We start from the raw sequence: 22,434 nt of genomic DNA on the forward strand, positions 1-22,434 counted from the left end.
CTGAAGCGACTGACACGCTACTGTTCGAACATATTTGGGAAGAACGTGCTGCAGAGAGGCAAGAGCTCATAGAGTACGACACACATAAAGTCGTTGTCTGTGATGTTGGAGAACAAATGGAAAGCCTCCAAAATCATCTTGACTGTACAGTTCTGCAGCATGATACAGAGACAATTGATGAACGGTTTGAAGGTTATGCCATACAGTTATTTGAAGAAATCAAACAGCTAATGCACTCAAAAACAGGAGGACATACATTCATTCAAGTGGCGGTGCCTGCGTTGGACGAGCCTCAGCTATTAAGCGGCTTAACTGGATTGCTCAAAACGGCTGAACTGGAAAATCCAAAACTGACAGGACAGTTGATCGAAATAGAAACCGGGATGTCAGCTGGTGACCTATTCGAAATATTGGAGGAAAACAGACGCTATCCGCGTGACACGCATATCCGCCACTGGCAAGGGAAGCGATTTGTAAGCAAGTGGAAAGAAGTGTCTGGTGAGCACCTAAGTGCTGACATGCCATGGAAGGATAAAGGCGTGTATCTGATCACAGGCGGTGCGGGCGGTCTTGGATTCATCTTTGCAACTGAAATTGCAAACCAAACGAATGATGCGGTTGTGATCCTGACAGGACGCTCTCCGCTTGATGAAAGGAAGAAGAAGAAGCTTAAAGCCTTACAGAAACTTGGCATCCAAGCGATTTACAGACAAGCTGATCTGGCTGACAAACAAACGGTTGATGCCTTATTAAAAGAAACCCAAAACGTTTATGGAGACTTAGATGGCATCATTCACAGCGCCGGTTTAATAAAAGATAATTTCATTATAAAGAAAAAGAAAGAAGAGGTTCAAACCGTTCTTGCTCCAAAGGTAGCAGGACTGATTCACCTTGACGAAGCAACGAAAGATATTCCGCTCGATTTCTTTATCCTTTTTTCCTCAGGTGCCGGAGCAGTAGGAAGCGCGGGACAGGCTGATTACGCAATGGCCAATGCATTTATGAATGCATTCAGCGAATATCGCAATGGCCAAGCAGAGCTGCACAAGCGTTACGGAAAAACTCTTTCAGTGTGCTGGCCGCTGTGGAAAGACGGGGGCATGCAAATTGATGCGGAAACTGCAAGGATGCTGAAAAGAGAAACAGGCATGGTGGCCATGGAAACAGATCGTGGGATTCAGGCGCTATATCATGGCTGGACGTCAGGGAACCCGCAAGTGTTAGTTGCTTCCGGTGTTACTGATCGGATTCGTGCATTTTTACATGAAACGGGACATGGCAAAGGCCAATCTCACAATATCAAAAAAAGCAGTCTCAATCAGGAGGCAGAAAAAGCAGACATGATCGGGGAAATTGATGAAGAGATACTAAGAGAAAAAGCGGAGAACTATTTTAAACAGGTGCTTTCTTCGGTGATTAAGCTGCCAGCTGGCCAGATTGATGCTGAAGCTCCTCTCGAGGATTACGGGATCGATTCTATCATGATCATGCATGTAACGGGTCAATTAGAAAAAGTATTCGGATCTTTGTCCAAGACGCTGTTCTTTGAATACCAGGATATTCGGTCATTAACCCGGTATTTTATTGATTCCCGCAGAGAAAAACTGCTGGACATCTTGGGATTTGAAACGGGAAAACCTTCTGTTGAAAGAAAATCAGAACCTGAAAAACAAGAAATCCCAGTTATCCCAAGAAAGTCTGGATTTCTTCCTTTGCAAGATAAAGAGCAGAAGCAGGTAAGAGAGAAGGAAACGGAAGAAATTGCGATCATCGGTATCTCAGGTCGCTATCCGCAGGCAGACAACATTGATGAATTATGGGAAAAACTGAGGGACGGGCGAGACTGTATTACGGAAATTCCTGCAGACCGCTGGGATCACAGTCTTTATTATGACGAAGATAAAGACAAGCCTGGAAAAACCTACAGCAAGTGGGGCGGCTTCATGAAGGATGTAGACAAGTTTGACCCGCAGTTTTTCCATATTTCGCCGCGTGAGGCAAAATTAATGGACCCGCAAGAGCGTTTATTTTTGCAGTGCGTGTATGAAACGATGGAAGACGCAGGCTATACAAGAGAGCACCTCGGCCGTAAGCGTGATGCTGAGCTTGGCGGAAGCGTCGGTGTTTACGTCGGTGTCATGTACGAAGAATATCAGCTGTACGGGGCACAAGAGCAGGTGCGGGGAAGGTCTCTGGCTTTAACGGGAAATCCATCATCCATCGCGAACCGGGTATCTTATTATTTTGATTTTCACGGACCGAGTATTGCTTTAGACACCATGTGTTCTTCTTCTTTAACGGCTATCCACTTGGCCTGCCAAAGCCTGCAGCGCGGAGAATGTGAGGCGGCATTCGCGGGCGGCGTGAATGTGTCAATCCATCCAAATAAATATTTGATGCTCGGGCAGAACAAATTTATGTCCAGCAAAGGCCGATGTGAAAGCTTCGGACAGGGCGGAGACGGCTATGTGCCGGGGGAAGGCGTTGGAGCAGTGCTTTTGAAGCCATTGTCTAAAGCAGTTGAAGATGGTGATCACATTTATGGAATCATTAAGGGGACAGCCATCAACCACGGGGGAAAAACAAACGGGTACTCAGTGCCCAATCCGAATGCCCAAGCAGATGTCATCAAAAAGGCGTTTGTGGAAGCGAAGGTTGATCCGCGGACAGTCAGTTACATCGAAGCCCACGGCACGGGAACCTCTCTCGGTGATCCTATTGAAATCACAGGGCTGTCCAAAGTGTTTACGCAAGAAACCGATGACAAACAATTTTGTGCAATAGGGTCAGCCAAATCAAATATCGGGCACTGTGAGAGTGCGGCAGGTATTGCAGGAGTAACGAAGGTATTGCTCCAAATGAAATACAGGCAGCTTGCGCCTTCCCTGCATTCAAACGTGCTGAACCCGAATATTGATTTCCTTAACTCGCCGTTTAAAGTACAGCAAGAGCTAGAAGAGTGGAAGAGGCCGATCATCAGTGTCAATGGCAAAGACATCGAATTACCGAGAATCGCAGGAGTCTCTTCATTTGGTGCCGGGGGTGTGAACGCCCATATTTTAATAGAAGAGTATGCTCCGGAACCTGTGGAGGAACGTTTACCAGCGAGGAAACAGCCGGCTGTCATTGTGCTCTCAGCAAAAAATGAGGAAAGACTTCAGAAACGCGCGGAGCGATTGCTGCATGCCATTCGTGAACAAACATATGTTGAAGCAGATTTACACCGAATTGCCTATACGCTGCAAGTCGGCCGGGAAGCGATGAAAGAACGGCTGGCGTTCGTTGCGGAAACGATGCAAGAGCTTGAAGAAAAGCTGTATGAATGTATCTCCGGAACAGAAAATCGTGAATATGTCTATCGCGGACAAGTAAAGAGCAACAAAGAAGCCATTGCTGCTTTTGCTGCTGATGAGGATATGTCAAAAACAATTGAGGCATGGCTGCAAAAAGGAAAATATGCGAAGGTTTTAGACCTGTGGGTAAGAGGTTTGCGAATCGACTGGAGCACGCTATATCAGGATCAAAAACCGCGGCGCATCAGTTTACCTGCCTATCCTTTCGCAAGAGATCGCTATTGGATAGACGTAAATGCAAAGGCTGAGGAAAAAAGAACGGAGGAGCCATTCGCTCCAGTACAGCCCGTTATTCCGAAGCCGTCTGTAGACAGAGAAGCCAGTGGCAAGCCTGCCAATATTACGTTACAGCCTTTAATGACCAATCAGGATCGTTTAGAGCGTGTTCCATCAGATACAGAAACAGAGACGATCACGGCGGAAGCCTTGTGCGATGAACTGACAGCGGGCTTAGCGGAAGTGCTGTACATGGACCAAAACGAGATTGATCCAGACGAAGCATTCATAGATATCGGTATGGACTCGATTACCGGGCTCGAATGGATAAAAGCAATAAATAAACAGTATGGCACATCACTAAATGTCACAAAGGTATATGATTATCCGACAACACGTGATTTCGCTGTTTACTTAGCACACGAGTTAAGCACACAAGCTGGGGAGAAAAAACAAACGGAGACGTACACGCCGATCAGACAAAAAACAGTGGTACCTGCTGCTAAACCGGCTAATATATCTCTGCAGCCGTTAGAACATCATCAGCCAGTGCAAGAGGAAGCTGAAGAAACGATTCAATATGCAGCGGCAGAAATATCTGCATCAAGACAATATACTGTAGCAATTGAAACGCTGCATGAAAACTTGAGGGAAAGCATAGCAGACGTGTTATACATGGAGCCATACGAGGTGGATATTGACGAAGCGTTCATAGATATCGGAATGGACTCGATTACCGGACTCGAATGGATAAAAGCGGTGAACAAGCAATACGGAACGTCTTTTACGGTAACCAGAGTATATGATTATCCAACGATACGTGATTTTGCCGAAATGCTAAAGTCCGAGCTTGGAACTCATCTTGATAGAAAGATAGAGCATACTGACTCTTTCGAAGCAGCCCAGCAAAAGCCAGCAGCATCATCTCATCCAAAGCCGGCAGAACGGCCACTACAGCCTGTTCAACATCCAATAAAGAAAGAACATGAGAAGAAAACGGTTCCTGTTCTTCAAGACCGCCCGGAGGATGCGATAGCGATTGTCGGGATGTCGGGAAGATACCCGGGCGCTCGTAATGTAAGAGAGTACTGGGATAACCTGGTTCATGCGAGAAATGCCATTCGGGACATTCCAACATCACGGTGGGATGTTGACAAATACTATGATCCTGTCCTCAACAAAAAAGGGAAAGTCTATTGCAAATCAATGGGGATGCTTGATGATATTGAACATTTTGATCCGTTGTTTTTTAATATTCCGCCGTCAGAAGCTGAACTGATGGACCCGCAGCATCGAATCTTTTTGCAGGAAGGCTATAAAGCCTTTGAGGACGCTGGGTACAACGCCCGAACTTTAAATGAGAAAAAATGCGGTGTATATCTCGGCATTATGAGCAATGAATACGGGGTCATGCTGAATCGGCAGTCAAGAGCAAATGCCACCGGAAACAGCTTTGCGATCGCAGCGGCGCGTATTCCGTATTTTCTAAATTTAAAAGGGCCAGCGATTCCTATTGATACCGCATGTTCATCTTCATTGGTCGGCACTCATTTAGCGCGCCAGGCACTTATAAACAAAGAAATTGATATGGCGCTGGTCGGCGGGGTCAGCTTATACCTGACGCCGGAATCTTACATGAGTATGTGTGAGGCCGGCATGCTTTCACCTGATGGACAATGTAAAGCATTTGACAATGGCGCGAATGGTTTTGTGCCCGGCGAGGGTGCGGGTGCGCTGGTATTGAAAAGGCTGAAAGATGCGGAAGCGGACCGTGACCATATTTATGGCATCATCATTGGCTCGGGTATTAATCAGGACGGGAAAACAAACGGAATCACGGCACCGAGTGCGAAAAGCCAAATGGATCTGGAAAGAGACATATATGAAACATACGGCATACATCCTGAGAGTATCAGTTATGTCGAGATGCACGGCACAGGAACAAAACAAGGCGATCCAATTGAATTAGAAGCTCTGTCCACCGTATTTCAAGAAAAAACAGACAAAAAGCAGTTTTGCGCAATCGGTTCCGTCAAAAGCAATATTGGCCATACATCCGCGGCGGCAGGAGTAGCCGGGGTTCAAAAAGTGTTATTGTGCATGAATCATAAAACACTTGTGCCGACATTGAACTTCACGACACCGAATGAGCATTTTGAATTTGAGCATTCTCCTTTATACGTAAATACGGAGCTTAAGCCTTGGGAAACGGCTGATGGAAAACCGCGGAGAGCATGTGTGAGCTCCTTCGGATATAGCGGAACGAATGCCCATATTGTGATAGAGGAATATCAGCCTGAAAAGAGGAACGATCGATTAACAAAGCAGCACCGCTCAGCATTATTTGTACTCTCAGCGAAAAAAGAGAAGCAATTGAAGGCCTATGCGGAAGCAATGAAAGATTTCGTAACTTCCAATGAAGATATCGATCTGGAGGATATGGCATACACACTTCAGACGGGCCGGGAAGCAATGGATTATCGCATGGCGTTTTTGGCGGATTCGAGAGAAATGCTGATCAAAGCTTTAGATGATTATTTGGCTGAAATGCCGAACGGCAGCATATTTGCTGCTCACGTGAAAACGAAGAAGAGCGAAATCAAGCTGTTTGAAACGGATCATGATGCCAAAGCATTGCTGCAAACATGGATAGAGAAAAAAAGGCTGGAGAAAGTAGCAGAGCTATGGGTGAAAGGGCTGCAGATAGATTGGAACAAGCTTTATGGGGAATACACGCCTCGCCGAATCAGCCTGCCTGCTTATCCGTTCGCGGAAGAGTATTACTGGCTGCCAACTCAAGAAGGCGAACCCGAAACCATTGCTACAGCAATGCCTCAATTCGAACTGATGCCAAAGCGCTGCTTTCTGCGTAAACAGTGGCAGCCTTGTCCGATTGAACCGGCAGAAATGACGAATCAAACCGTCGCCATTTTGGCAAATGAGGAGACAATGGCATTAGCGGAAGAGCTTTCGGCGTATTTCTCGACATACCGTATATTTGACAGCCAAGAGCTGGATCGGGTATCTGCTGCTGACTATGAACACGTTGCTGGAGCAATCGATCTGATCGGGTGCGGAACGAGCCATGAGCATTCTATGGGCTGGATAAACTGGCTCCAAAAGCTGATCGAGCAAGGACGTGCAAGCAAGCATCATTTGACGGTCTTGGGTGTAACAAAGGGGCTGGAGGCCTACGCAAATGAGGGTGTTCTTTTGTCTGGTGCTTCACGGGCCGGTTTATACCGCATGCTTCAAAGTGAGTACAGCCATCTTACTTCAAGACATGCAGATATGGAATGCGAAGCCTCTCATGAGGAGCTGGCCAGACTGATTGCAGTTGAATATTATGCCAAGAGCACAGAATCAGAAGTCTGTTATCGAAACGGACAGCGATATCGCGCATATTTGACAGAGCAGCCAGCAGAAGCCGCTCTAAGTCATAAGCAAGTATCGTTTTCAACAGACAAAGTCCTGCTTATTACAGGCGGGACAAGAGGTCTCGGCTTGCTGTGTGCGCGGCATTTTGTGAAAACATACGGCGTTAAGCGGCTGGTCCTTATCGGCCGTGAAGAGCTTCCGCCGCGTGACCAGTGGAATTCGGTAAAAATTTCCTCGCTTGCCGAGAAAATAAAAGCCGTTCAAGAGCTAGAAGACATGGGTGCGCAAGTTCAGGTGCTGTCTCTGGATCTCACAGACAGGGTTGCTGTCGAACAGAGCCTGAAGACAATACACGAAACAATGGGGGCGATTGGCGGAGTCATCCATTGTGCCGGGATGGTGAACAAACAAAACCCGGCTTTTATCAGAAAATCACTAGAAGAGATCGGACAGGTGCTTGAACCGAAAGTCGAAGGTCTGCAAACGTTGTTTGACCTGCTTCAAGATGAACCATTGGCGTTTTTCACCTTGTTTTCATCAGTATCAGCGGCCATCCCTGCACTAGCAGCAGGACAAGCTGATTACGCGATGGCAAATGCTTTTATGGATTATTTTGCGGAGGCTCATCAAGATAAATGTCCCATTGTAAGCATTCAGTGGCCTAACTGGAAGGAGACCGGTTTAGGCGAGGTTCGAAGCAAAGCTTTAGAACAAACTGGATTGATCAGTTTGACAAACGACGAGGGATTACAGCTGCTTGACCAGATTCTATCAGACAGACAGTATGCTGTCGTGCTGCCGGCAGTACCAGATACAAACGTTTGGAAGCCGGATAAGCTGATGCAGCCGTCATTGCCTGTCGAAGCTCTCTCGCATCCTGAGACGAAAGAGCAAACCAGCACTCGCAACCTGTTCCCTGAAACAGTCGACTGGCTCGTAACTCTTTTTTCAGATGAACTGAAAATAGCTGCAGAAGACTTTGAAACGGATGAACCTTTCCAAGAATACGGAATCGACTCGATTATATTGGCCCAGCTGGTACAGCAGATGAACCAACAATTAAATGGAGATATTGATCCGTCAATCTTGTTTGAATACCCGACAATAGAATCCTTTGCACACTGGCTCATTTCGAAATATGACATATCAGCTGTTTTACAGCCATCTGTTCCTGAGAAACAGACACCTCTCAAGCCGCAATCAGCAATGAAACAGAAGCTGGTGCCAGAACAGCGGCCGCAACAGATAAGCCATGAAAAAACGGCACTTCTTGCTGAGGACATCGCTATCATCGGTCTTAGTTGCAGGTTCCCGGGAGCAGAAACCCTAGAGGAATACTGGGATTTAATACGTGATGGACGGTCTGCGATTGCGCCTGTTCCGCCTGAACGATTCGGGAACTCCAGCTCGAATTACGCGGGCCTCATTGATGAAATGAACCGATTTGATCATGATTTCTTCATGATGTCCGAAAGCGATGTCAGAGCGATGGACCCTCAAGCTTTGGCTGTATTGGAGGAAAGCTTGAAGCTATGGTATCACGCGGGTTATACAGAGAAAGAAGTGAAAGGCATGAGGGCTGGTGTTTATATAGGAGGCCGCAGCCAGCACAAGCCTGATCCGGCCAGTCTTTCAAAAGCAAAAAATCCGATAGTCGCTGGTGGACAAAACTATTTAGCGGCTAACATCTCACAATTTTTTGACTTGAAGGGACCGAGTATTGTCCTGGATACCGCTTGTTCCTCTGCACTGGTGGGGCTGAATATGGCCATTCAGGCTCTGCGAAGCGGAGATATTGAGGCAGCGGTTGTAGGCGGCGTCAGTTTGCTTGATGCTGATGCGCATCGAATGTTTCATGAGCGCGGACTTTTATGTGACAAACCGTCATTCCATATTTTTGATAAGCGGGCAGACGGTGTCATTTTAGGAGAAGGCGTGGGCATGGTTCTCGTCAAAACCGTCAACCAAGCGGTTGAAGACGGAGATTCCATATATGCAGTCATTAAAGCCGCTGCGATTAATAATGACGGAAGAACGGCAGGCCCATCATCTCCGAATCTCGAGGCACAAAAGGACGTCATGCTGTCAGCGCTTGAAAAAAGCGGCAAAAAGACTGAAGAGATCAGCTATCTCGAAGCGAACGGATCGGGGTCGGCAGTAACAGATTTACTTGAATTAAAGGCAATCCAGTCCATTTACCGTTCTGAATCAAAGGCTCCGTTAGGGCTGGGATCGGTGAAACCTAACATCGGCCATCCATTATGTGCAGAGGGAATTGCGAGCCTGATTAAAGTAGCTTTAATGCTGAAGCATAGACAATTGGTTCCGTTCCTGTCAGGTAATGAAAATATGCCGTATTTTGATATAGAAAAAACAGATTTGTATTTCAGCAGATCGCAAGCCGAGTGGAAGGAGACAACGCCGGCTGCGGCAATTAATTGTTTTGCAGATGGCGGAACGAACGCCCATCTCATTATAGAAGGTTGGAGAGACTCGGCTGAGCGTCCAATTAGAAGAAAACCTCTGCCTTTGCCGGAATTAAATAGGCAGCCCGTTTTAATCAAACCATCAGCTCAAAACGTGCAGAAAAAAGTGCATTCAGACACAGGGGCTTCTAAAGATATGTTTTGGAAAACTTTCAAATAAGAGAGGAGTGGGAAAATGATAACTGAACAACTGCACATTTCATTAAATAATCCAATCATGTCCAACCACAAGGTATATGGACAAGCGTTATTACCCGGCCTTGCTTATATAGATTTAATCTACCAAGTATTCCAGGAACATGGTTATGCATACCAAGAGCTTGAATTAAAAAACCTAACCATTTTTTACCCTTTGATCGCAGATGAGTCATATGACATTGCCCTGACCATTCACGTGTCTGAAAGAAAGGAAGGGACATGGTCCATCATCATCGACGGACAAAAACAGCATGGAGAATCACTATCTGACAAGAGACAATATGTGACTGCTGACATGCATCGTAAAGAGCAAACCGCTTTTGCCGAATCAATAGACCTTAATCAGTGGAAAAGTACAGCTGACAGGATTCTGAATTTAGATGAAATCTATGAACAATGCCGATCTCAAGAGTTAGTGCATACCGGCATGATGAAGGCGGAAGGACAGATTTATGAAGCCAAAGAGGGGGCTGTAATTGATTTAGCAGTCGGACAGGAAGCATTGCGTCATTCTGATGCTTTTCTGTTTCATCCGACGCTTATTGACGGCAGCGGCATAGGTTCAAGCTGCCTGATCTCAGATCAAACGATGTACCTGCCATTGTATTATGAATCGTTTTCTGCTTCAGAACGATTGCAAAAAGGATGTACAGCACGGATCCTCTCCTCATCTGTGCGCCAAAAGAAAGAACTCACTTATATGACGATTGAATATTTTAATTCAGCAGGACAAAAAGTGGCCGAGCTGAAACAATTTGCAGGCAAGTCTGTACGGAATATGTCAGCCTTTCATTCTGCAAAAGAAATTCAAGAAGAAAGAGCTGCTGTCTCTCAGAACATCAGTCGGGACTATCCCGCATTTGAAATGTATTTGCGTCAGCTGCTTGCTAAGCAGCTTGAAAGGCCGGCAGAACAAATGGATATCCACGCTGGGTACTATGAGCTTGGTCTGGATTCTTCGTCATTGCTTACCGTGGTTCAGGAAATTGGAGATAAGGTTGGGGCGGATCTTGCTCCGACACTGCTGTTTGAATTTACAACAATTGCAGAACTAGCTGCTCATCTTGCTGATCACTATTCAATTGGAGAGGCGGACGATGCTGTCCGCCAATCTCCTTCACCAATTGATGGTGTTACCTCTTCACCAGAGATCGGGGAGGACATAGCCATTATCGGAATGGCGGGACGCTATCCTAAGGCGAAAAATATACAGGAATTTTGGGAACAGCTTAAAGCGGGTACCGACTGCATCACAGAGATTCCAAACTCACGCTGGGAATGGAAAGAAAGCGATGGACTGGATTCACCTGCAGGCAAGCCGCTCTCGAAATGGGGCGGCTTTATCGAGGAGGCTGATTGCTTTGATCCTCAATTTTTCAGAATCTCTCCGCGTGAAGCGGAAATGATGGACCCTCAGGAACGCTTATTTTTAGAGACGTGCTGGGAAGCTATTGAAGATGCGGGTTATACACCAGAGACAATTGCTTCACCGCAGGGAGAAAATAAAAGACAGCATGTCGGTGTGTTTGCCGGCGTTATGCATAAGGACTATTCTCTTATAGGAGCTGAAGCTCTATCAGAACACAATCCATTTCCTTTATCGCTGAATTATGCGCAAATCGCCAACAGGGTCTCTTACTATTGTAATTTCCACGGCCCAAGCATGGCGGTGGACACGGTCTGCTCTTCCTCATTAACTGCGGTTCATCTGGCAATAGAGAGCATCCGGAATGGAGAATGCGAGGCCGCGCTTGCCGGAGGCGTCAATTTGTCACTGCATCCGGCTAAATATATCAGCTATGGCAGTGTAGGGATGCACTCAAGTGACGGCTATTGCCATACTTTCGGCAAAGGCGGGGATGGCTACGTATCTGGAGAAGGTGTCGGCACAGTATTGCTAAAACCGCTGCGAAAAGCTGAACAGGACGGTGACCGAATCTATGCTGTCATCAAAGGCAGTGCGATAAATCATGTAGGAAAAGTAAGCGGAATTACAGTACCGAGCCCGGTAGCTCAAGCTGATGTAATCGAAGCATGTCTAGAAAAAACAGGAATTGATCCGCGCACCATCAGCTATGTTGAAGCCCATGGCACTGGCACCTCATTGGGAGATCCGATTGAAGTACAGGGGTTAGTAAAAGCTTTCAGCCGCAATACGCAGGACAAGCAATTCTGTTCAATCGGTTCTGTGAAATCAAATATTGGCCATGCTGAAGCTGCAGCCGGCATTAGCGGCTTAACGAAGACTGTCCTGCAGCTGCATCATAAAACCTTGGTGCCGTCATTACATTCAGAAGAGCTGAATCCTTATTTGAAGCTTGATCAAACCCCATTTTTTGTCCAGCATGAAACAAAGGAATGGGAGCAGCCATCTTTTACAGAAAACGGGGTGGACGTCACATATCCCCGCCGTGCCGGTTTAAGTTCGTTTGGCGCTTCAGGATCAAATGCGCATCTTATTTTGGAAGAATATATTCCGGCAGAGAGCCATTCAGAGACGATTTTAACGAAAAATGAAGAAATAGTGATACCTTTGTCTGCGAGAAACAAAGATCGTCTGCAGGCTTACGCTCTTAAACTTCTTGATTTTCTTAGCGAGGACGTCAATCTTTTAGCGTTAGCTTATACCATGCAGGCAGGACGGGTTGAAATGGAGGAGCGTGCGGCCTTCATTGTAAAAGACATAAAAGATTTAACGGCTAAACTTCGGGCGTTTGCCAATGGCGAAGAAGAGATCGAGGGCTGCTGGACCGGACGAGCCAAGGAGAATCAGGAGGCGGCTGGGCTAGCATCGGTAAATGCGCTGAATAACAATTTGATAAGAGACAGTGAAATGATGGAAATGGCGAAAGCATGGGTTCAAGGAAAGCGGGTCACCTGGGACGACCTATACGGCGATCGCAAGCCGCTTAAGATCAGTGTTCCGACCTATCCGTTTGCAAGGGAGCGCTACTGGATCTCGGTTCCTGAAATGAAAACCAGCACTGTGAATCATATCTTACATCCGCTGGTGCACCGCAATACATCAGACTTTACTGAGCAGCGCTTTAGCTCTGTATTTACAGGCACGGAATTTTTCCTGTCAGATCATGTTGTACAGGGACAGAAAATTTTGCCGGGCGTTGCCTATTTAGAAATGGCAAGGGAAGCAGCGGAAAAAGCTGCAGGCGATCTGGACGGCGAACAAAGAGTGGTGTCGCTTAAAGACATTGTGTGGGTGCGTCCTATCACGATAGAAAGTGAACCAAAAGAAATACATATTGGCCTTTTTCCTGAGGATAACGGGGACATTTCCTTTGATATTTATAGCAGCTCTGAACATAAAGAAGAAGCCCTGACGATACACTGCCAAGGTCGCGCTGTCATTTCAGATGAAGCGGAGACTTCCATTTTAAACCTTTCATCAATACAGACAGAATGCAGCCTGGACACAGTGACGTCAGAACAATGCTATGCAGCGTTTCGAAAGATTGGGCTTGACTATGGCGAGGGCTATCAAGGGATTGAAAAAGTCTATGTCGGCAAAGATCAATTGCTTGCAAAAATCTCGTTACCCGCTTTTCTAAAAAACGACAAGCAGCATTTTGCGCTCCACCCGAGTTTGATGGATTCCGCGTTCCATGCCACAGTCGGTTTTATCGTTAGCTCAGTCAATGCCGCTGGACAAGCTCAGACGCTGTCTCTTCCATTTGCGTTACAGGAGGTTGATATTTTCAGCCCATGTCCAGAGAAGATATGGTCTTATATTCGATACAGTTCAGACAGTAAAGCGGAGAACAAAGTCAGAAAGTATGACATTGATTTATGTGATGAGAACGGACGTGTTTGTGTGCGAATGAAGGGTGCCTCGATGCGGGCACTTGATGGAGAGCAGCATTCAAAGCCGCAACTATTAACTGATTCTCAGCTGACCGGGCATACGGTGATGATCCCCGTCTGGGAACCAGTCTCTCTAGAAGCGGAGGATAATGCTTCGTTTGCTGGTAAAAGAGCTGTTTTATGCGGAGCTGCTGAAGCTGATCGGACTTTCATAAAGCATCATTATCCGCAAATTTCCTTTGTCGATATCCGCCCTGCAGATGACATTGAGGCAATAGCGGACAAACTGCAAGCGTACGGAAGCATTGACCATGTATTGTGGATTGCCCCGTCACACCGGGGAAGTATAGGTAGTGATGGACAAGAAGAAGCTGTTCTTCACTTATTTAAGCTTGTGAAAGCATGCCTGCAATTAGGCTATGGCGAGAAACAACTTGAATGGTCTCTTGTGACCGTCCAAGCGCAGCCGGTTACGCAACATGAGGCAGTACAACCCGCTCATGCAAGCATTCATGGGCTTGCCGGCACAATGGCAAAGGAATATCCACACTGGAAAATCCGTCTTCTCGATCTTGAAAAAGGCTGCACATGGCCGGTAAATCACATGTTTGCGCTCCCAGCTGACCGCCTTGGCCATGCTTGGGCCTATCGTAATCAGCAATGGCATCAGCAGCAATTGATCCCATATCGGTCCTCACTGTCAGGCGACACGCTATATCGGAAAGGCGGAGTCTATGTGGTCATCGGAGGAGCCGGGTATATCGGAGAGGCGTGGAGTGAGTACATGATCCGCCGCTACCAGGCGCAAATCGTTTGGATTGGGCGAAGTCAACTTAATGCTGCCATCCAGTCAAAAATAGACCGACTTTCGGCGCTTGGCCCTGAGCCTTTCTACATTGCAGCCGATGCAGCCGATAAGCATTCACTGCAGCAGGCTTATGAACAAGTGAAAAAACGTCATCCTCATATTCACGGGATTGTTCACTCTGCGATGGTTTTATTTGAGCAAAGCCTGGAAAAAATGAAGCCGGAAGAATTCACCGCTGGACTGGCGGCGAAGATCGATGTCAGTATTCGGATGGCCCAAGTGTTCCGCCAGGAGAATGTAGATTTTGTTTTATTCTTCTCTTCGCTTGTAGCCCATATCAAAAATGTGAAGCAAAGCCATTATGCCTCTGGCTGTACATTTGCAGATGCTTTTGCTCACCAGCTTTCTCAGAGCTGGGCATGCCCTGTAAAAGTCATGAACTGGGGATATTGGGGGAATAGTGAAGCGGCTGAGGATGAACATTATGTACAGCTCATGAATCAAATCGGCTTAGGTTTAATTGAGCCCGCGGAGGCTATGAAGGCGCTGGAAGCACTGCTTTCTGGGCCAGTCAGCCAAACAGCTTTCATTCATACGACAAAGCCTGTAGCAGTCGAAGGCGTGAATCAGAATGAATTCATCACTCTTTATCCAGAGCAACCTTCAGCAGATGCAGAGAGCCTGATGGAGCGTCTGCCGACTACGGGACGATTTCAAAGAGTGACACATGAAGAGCTTGATGATCTTCTTTACAGGCTGTTGTTAGGACAGCTGCAAACAGCCGAGCTGTTTGATGGTTATACATTATCGGTTGAACGTCTTCAACAATATAAGACTCGTGAATTTTATGGAAAATGGATTCGGCAAAGCAGCGAATTTCTCTTGCAGCATGGCTATCTTAAGAAAGTTGGAGATTCATTGGTGAGGAAGGACCAAGCAGAGGATATCGAGCTGCTTTGGCTAGAATGGAACGCGAAAAAAGAAAAGTGGCTTAAAGACAGCGAGACAAAGGCGATGGTTGTATTAGCAGAGGCCATGCTGCAAGCATTACCGGATATTTTGACAGGGAAAGTCCCTGCAACAGATATCATGTTCCCGCATTCCTCGATGGAACTGGTGGAAGGCATTTATAAGCATAACCAAGTGGCAGACTATTTTAATAAAGTGCTTGCCGATACATTATTAGCTTATCTGGATGAACGTCTGAAGCACGACCCTGAGGCATCGATTCGCATTATGGAAATAGGCGCAGGCACAGGCGGCACGAGTGCCGGAATCTTTGAAAAACTGAAACCATATCAAAAGCACATCAATGAATATTGCTATACAGATCTGTCTAAAGCATTTTTGCTGCATGCAGAAAAGGAATATGGGGCGGAAAATCCGTACCTGACATATCAGCTTTTTGATGTGGAAAAACCGATTGATCAGCAGGAATTTGAAGCGGGAGGCTATGATGTCGTCATTGCCGCTAATGTCCTTCACGCAACAAAAAATATCCGTCAAACACTGCGGCATACAAAAGCGGTAATGAAAAACAACGGAATGCTGCTGCTGAATGAAATGGCGGGAAACAGCCTGTTCCCTCACATCACCTTTGGTCTTTTGGAAGGCTGGTGGCTGTATGAAGATCCTGCAGTGCGGATTCCCGGCTGTCCAGGCTTACATCCTGACAGCTGGAAAGCGGCACTTGAAAGCGAAGGCTTTGAATCTGTCTTTTTCCCGGCCGAGGCGGCACATGATCTGAGTCACCAAATCGTCGCAGCCTCAAGCAACGGGCTGGTTCGACGTATGATGAAAAATGTGATCTTGCCGGAGAAGGTTGTTTCACAAGCGTCTAATCAGGAGCCAGCCTACATTCATACCATAGATTCAGAGGAAGCTGGACAATCGAAACATGCTCTCCTAAGAGAAAAAAGCACAGAATATATGAAAAAACTAATCGGGGAAACGTTGAAAATTCCTGCAGGAAAGATTGAGTCATCTGAACCTCTTGAAAAGTACGGTATTGATTCTATCGTTGTTGTCCAGCTGACGAATACATTGCGTAAAGAATTTGACCATGTAAGCAGCACTTTATTTTTCGAGTACCAGACCATTGACGCATTAGTGGAGCATTTCATCAAAACAAAAACAGAAGCTCTGATGAAATTAACAGGTCTTGACCGTCAAGTTCAACAACATACACCGGCCGAAAGCAGAACCCAATCTTCACAGAAACCTGATCAGGCCGCTAAAAGAACACGGCGCTTTCGCAAGCTTGGCTTCAGCGGGGAGAAAGAAACACCGACAAACACTCTTGCAAGCCGTGACGTTGCCGTTATCGGCATTTCTGGACGCTATCCTCAGGCGGAAACAGCAGAAGACTTTTGGAACAACCTAAAAGAAGGAAGAAATTGTATTGAGGAAATTCCGAAAGATCGCTGGGATTGGAAAGCTTATTACGATAAAGAAAAAGGAAAAGAAGGATCAATTTATACGAAATGGGGCGGATTTATCAAGGATATGGACAAGTTTGACCCATTATTCTTTCAGATTTCTCCGCTTGAGGCAGAAAGAATGGACCCTCAGGAGCGATTATTTCTGCAAACCGCTTATGCAAGTATTGAAGACGCGGGATACACGCCTGACTCGCTCTGTTCAAGCAGAAAAATCGGCGTCTTTGCCGGAGTCATGAACAAAAATTATCCGACTGGCTACGGCTATTGGTCTATCGCCAACAGAATATCCTATTTACTGAATTTCCAAGGCCCGAGTCTTGCAGTCGATACAGCCTGCTCATCCTCCCTGACAGCGATTCATTTAGCGCTGGAAAGCATCTATAGCGGATCGAGTGATTGTGCCATTGCCGGCGGTGTCAATTTAGTTGTCGACCCGGTTCACTATCAGAATTTATCTGTCATGAATATGCTCTCTGCTAGTGATACATGTAAATCATTCGGCGATGATGCAGATGGATTTGTCGACGGTGAAGGCGTAGGCGCCATTGTGTTAAAGCCGCTGCAGCAAGCAATAGCGGACGGTGACCATATTTACGGTGTGATAAAGGCAAGTGCCATTAATAGCGGAGGAAAAACAAATGGATACACGGTTCCAAATCCTCATGCACAGGCACAGGTGATTAAAGAAGCAATTGAGCGCGCCGACATTCCTGCCCGAACCATCAGTTATTTAGAGGCGCATGGAACAGGCACTGCATTAGGAGATCCGATTGAGATAGCGGGGTTAACAAAAGCATTCGAGAAAGATACGCAGGAGAAACAGTTTTGTGCGATCGGCTCCAGCAAATCAAATATCGGCCATTGTGAAAGTGCAGCCGGAATTGCAGGGCTGACAAAAATACTTTTTCAGTTTAAATATGGCCAAATTGCGCCATCATTGCATGCTCAGCGGTTGAATCCGAACATCGAGTTCAGCCATACGCCATTTGTCGTTCAGCAGCAACTTGGTGAATGGAAACGCCCGGTGATTGGCGGGCAAGAGGTGCCTAGGCGCGCTGGCTTGAGCAGTTTTGGCGCCGGAGGGTCCAATGCCCATATCATCCTGGAAGAATATATTCCAAGAACGGGGGCGCAAACGCCGAAAGACCATCCTCCAGCGCTGATTGTGCTGTCGGCCAAAAACATGGAACGTTTGCAAGAAAAAGCGGAACAGCTGCTTACAGCCATCAAACAAAAAAGGTACTGCGAAACAGACCTGATCAGGATCGCCTATACCTTGCAAACAGGCCGTGAAGCAATGGAGGAACGGCTGGCCTTTATAGCGGAATCACTAGAGGATCTTGAGAGAAAGCTGAACGATTTTATCGAAAACAAAGCAGACAGCCTGTATCTGGATCGCATCGATGATAACAAAAAAGCGTTAGCAGTCTTATCAGCGGATGAGGATACGGAAAAAATCATAGAAGCATGGATGAGCAAAGGGAAATACACGAAACTGCTGGATCTTTGGGTGAAAGGCTTGTCTTTCGACTGGGGCATGCTGTACGGCACCCAAACGCCTGTCCGGATCAGTCTTCCGGCATATCCATTTGCAAAAGAACGTTACTGGGCACCAGGCGCGGCAAAGGCCCCGGTGTCTATAGAACAGGATCATGATCAGCAAACAGAAGAACCTTTCAAGGTTATGACGTTTCAAGAAGTGTGGAAAGAAGAGCCGGCGACTCTCACATCGAAACGTATCAAAACGCTCATCTGTTTTCTGACTGAAAGAGAAAAGCAAAACGCATTTGCTTCAGCCCTGAAAAACGTTGATCAAGACACCAAGGTCATTTTTATATCACAGGGCGAAGTGTACAGCAAACAGTCTGAATATAGCTACCAGATTGTGCGGCAAGAACCCGTTACTTTTGAAAAGGCCTTCCAGAGCATTAAAGAAGAACTTGGAGAGCCAGATGCAATCCTCTATATGTGGCCTATGGAAGACAAGCGCTGTATAAAGGACCATTCCTGTATTGTTTACCTATTACAAGGTATGTCCGCAGCAAAGCTTCATCCTTCACGGCTGCTGCTGGCAGGATGTTTTGAAGATAGTCTTGACCGAAGTTATCTGGAATCATGGATTGGCTTCGAACGTTCACTCGGGCTTGTCCTTCCGCACACAAAAGTGACTGGAATCTTTCAGCCCGCGGAACAAGGATCGATGGATGATTGGACACGTAAAGTCTGGGCAGAATTACAGGCTTCAACTGAACAAACGGTTTTGTATCAGAATCTGAAACGATATGTAAATCACATTGAACAGACAACGATACAACCGGACAACAGCAAATTGAAGTCTGGCGGTACTTACCTGATTACAGGCGGTGTAGGAGGGCTTGGTTATTTATTTGCCAAGCATTTGGCCAAAAACTATGCCGCAAACCTGATTTTGACAGGGAGGTCGCCTTTTAATGATGAGAAGCAAAAGCAAATAAAAGAATTAAAGGATCTAGGCGGCGAAGCGATGTATGCAGAAGCAGATGTGTCTGATCCTATCGCAATGGGAGACTGCGTAAAAAGAGGGAAAGACCGATTCGGTGCCATCAACGGTGTTATTCATGCAGCCGGAATCGAGAGCGACTCTGCTATTTTTGACAAAAAGATCGAAAGCTTCCAGCGCATCATTGAACCGAAAATCAACGGCACGATAGCGCTTGATGAATGGCTTAAAAATGAAGACCTTGATTTTATGTGTTATTTTTCTTCTTCTTCTGCGGTTTTAGGGGATTTTGGATGTTGTGATTATGCGATTGGCAATAGGTTTCAGATGGCTTACGCACAATACAGAAATGAGCTGCATAACGGTAAAACGTTTGTCATCAACTGGCCTGTGTGGAAGGATGGCGGAATGAAGATCGGTGATGAGGAAACAACGGATATGTACCTGAAATCAAGCGGCCAACGCTTCCTAGAAGCCGAGGAAGGTATCCGTATGTTTGAGCACATCCTAGCTCAGCAGGATGCTCAGCATCTCGTGATAGCCGGTCAGCCCAGCCGTGTCAGCAGATTTTTAGGAATGACTGAACCAGCTATTCCAGAACCGGCCACTCAAGCCCCTCTAGCACAAGAAAACAAGGATGAGGTAAAAACACTAAGCATTGAAAAGCGTTTAGAACACGACTTGAAAGAGCATATTCACACATTGCTTAAGATTTCAAAGGACAAGCTGAATTTGAACAAAAATTGGGCCGACTTCGGATTTGATTCGATCTATTTGGCTAAATTCTCGAACGTGTTATCAAAGCATTTCAACATCGAAGTGACACCGGCTTTATTTTTCGGCTATTCAACTTTACAAGAATTGATCAGCTTTTTCTTAACCGATCATAAAGAGCTGATTGAAGCATTTTACCGGGATGATGCATCAGAGGCGCAAAAGCCCCCTGAAGCTTATGCAGTAATTCCTGTAGCTTTAGAACCAGAAGCCAGTAAAAAAAGCATTCGGCAGGTTCACGATGAGCCTATTGCCATTATCGGCATGAGCGGCAGGTTCCCTCAAGCTGATTCGGTCCATGAGCTGTGGGATAATCTGAAAAACGGTAAATCGTGTATCTCTGACATTCCGGGCGAACGCCGGGACTGGGGGAGAGCTAACAGAGATCCAGAAAAAGCAGTGCCAAGGTGGGGTGCATTTTTGAAGGACATAGACCGGTTTGATCCGCTGTTTTTTCAAATATCGCCTAAAGAAGCCGAAAGCATGGACCCGCGTCAGCGCATTTTTCTAGAGGAAGCATGGCACACGTTTGAAGACGCCGGCTATATGGGAGATCGGATAAAAGGAAAATCCTGCGGTGTTTATGTAGGTGTGGAAGAAGGGGAATATGCGCATCTAACCGGAGATACGGATTACATTAACGGAACACAAAACGCCACATTGTCTGCGAGAATCGCATACGCATTGGATTTAAAAGGGCCTAATATGGCTTTGACAGCAGCATGTTCATCTGGACTGGTGGCGATTCACCAGGCATGTTCAGCTCTGCGTCAGGGGGATTGTGAAATGGCTTTAGCGGGCGGCGTCAGCTTGAATATTTCTCACATGTCTTTTGAGGCGCTGACAAGGGCCGAAATGCTGTCTCCGAACGGACAATGCAAAGTGTTTGACCAGGATGCCAATGGTCTTGTGCCAGGTGAAGCGGTGGCTGCTGTTCTCTTGAAACCATTATCAAAGGCAATTGAAGATAAAGATCATATTTATGGCTGCATCAAGGCCAGCGGCGTGAATTACGATGGCAAAACCAACGGCATTACTGCGCCAAATCCTTTTAGCCAGGCAGAATTGATCGAAAACATTTATGAAAAAAATGAAATCAATCCGCTCGATATTCAATATGTGATGGCGCACAGTACCGGCTCGAATCTTGGTGATCCGCTTGAGGTCCAAGCGTTAACGAGCGTGTTCAGCAAATATACGAAGCAGAAGCAATTCTGTATGATCAGCTCAATTAAACCTTTAATCGGACATACATTTGCAGCGTCAGGAACGGTTGCTTTAATCAGTATGCTGATGGCTATGAAAAACCAGATCATTCCGGCCACTCATCACTGTGAATCGGAAAACCCGTATATTCCGTTTAAAGAAAGCCCATTTGTGCTTTGCAAAGAAAACCGTTCGTGGATCAAGAAAAATCAGAAGCCGAGGATGGGAACGATCAGCACGACTGGAATCAGCGGCACCAATGCACATGCAGTCATTGAAGAATACATTCCGGATGATCAGCCGTCCACACAGCGGCATCAAGGGTCACCGCAGATCTTTGTGATTTCAGCCCAAAATGACGATCGGCTTCAGGATGCTGCCTGCCGCATGATTGCGTATCTGGAGCAGAATCATAACCTTTCTTTACCTGATGTGGCATATACGCTTCAGGTTGGGAGAAAAGCCATGGAAGCAAGGCTCGCGATCGTTGCAAACAATCAGGAGCAATTGGTGCGAAAATTGAAGGAATATGTGGAAGCAATGAAGAATGGTGGGGTATCAGGCCAACAGAGATCCCTTTATACAGGATATACAGAAGGGATTTTAGAAGAACAAGATGAAGCAGTTCTGCAAGCTCTCGCAAAAGAAAGAAATTTGGAAAACATCGCGGAATGCTGGGTGAAAGGATATCAGATTCCTTGGGAACTCCTTCATGATGGCGATGACGTTCGGATGGTTTCTTTACCTGGTTATCCATTTGCAAGGGAACGGTATTGGATTTCGTCAGGCACTCAGCAATCAGAGGCCGTTAAACAGCATTCACAAGATATGAAAACAGAGATTGACGAGCCGAATGGCAAAACCCATATTCAAAAGATCATTGTTCAATTTTTAGCACGAGAATTGGGCATATCTGAGGATCGAATCAATTTCAAAAGAAACTTCCTGGATTATGGGATGGATTCAATTCTTGGCCGAAAATTGATGCGGCATATCGAAAAAACCACGCAGCTGAAGATGGCCGGCCGGGAAATCCTTGAATGTCAGACAGTCCAAGCTCTATCTGACCATTTGGCCTTAAAAGCGGAAAAACAAAATCATAGCGCAGCAGCACATCACATAAAGGGCACGTATACAGACGAGCAAATCATTGGATTGATGCAAGAGGTGGCGCTAGGGAAATTGGATTTTAAGAGTGTGCAAAACATCATAGAAGGGAGTAAATCGTATGAATCATAAAGAAATTCTCGATGCCTTCAGATCAGGAGAATTAACC

General features: G+C 46.3%; 2 protein-coding genes (1 of these 2 cut by a window edge). Both read left to right on the forward strand.

Annotated elements, in window-relative coordinates; genetic code table 11:
* On the forward strand, positions 1–9,593 hold the 3' portion of the coding sequence (pksL, locus tag NST22_RS09215) for a polyketide synthase PksL (protein WP_080015524.1). Its footprint begins 4,024 nt before the window's first position; 9,593 of the gene's 13,617 nt are visible here — the last part of the coding sequence; its start codon lies beyond the left edge, outside the window; its stop codon occupies positions 9,591–9,593.
* A 15-nt stretch (positions 9,594–9,608) separates the two neighbouring features.
* Positions 9,609–22,397: a polyketide synthase PksM gene (gene pksM / locus NST22_RS09220; protein WP_003245093.1), complete on the forward strand. Its 12,789-nt coding sequence runs from the start codon at positions 9,609–9,611 to the stop codon at positions 22,395–22,397.
* The last annotated feature ends 37 nt before the right edge of the window (positions 22,398–22,434 follow it).

Origin of the sequence: Bacillus sp. PS237, from assembly GCF_037963345.1 — a bacterium.
In the GTDB taxonomy this organism is placed as follows: domain Bacteria; phylum Bacillota; class Bacilli; order Bacillales; family Bacillaceae; genus Bacillus; species Bacillus subtilis.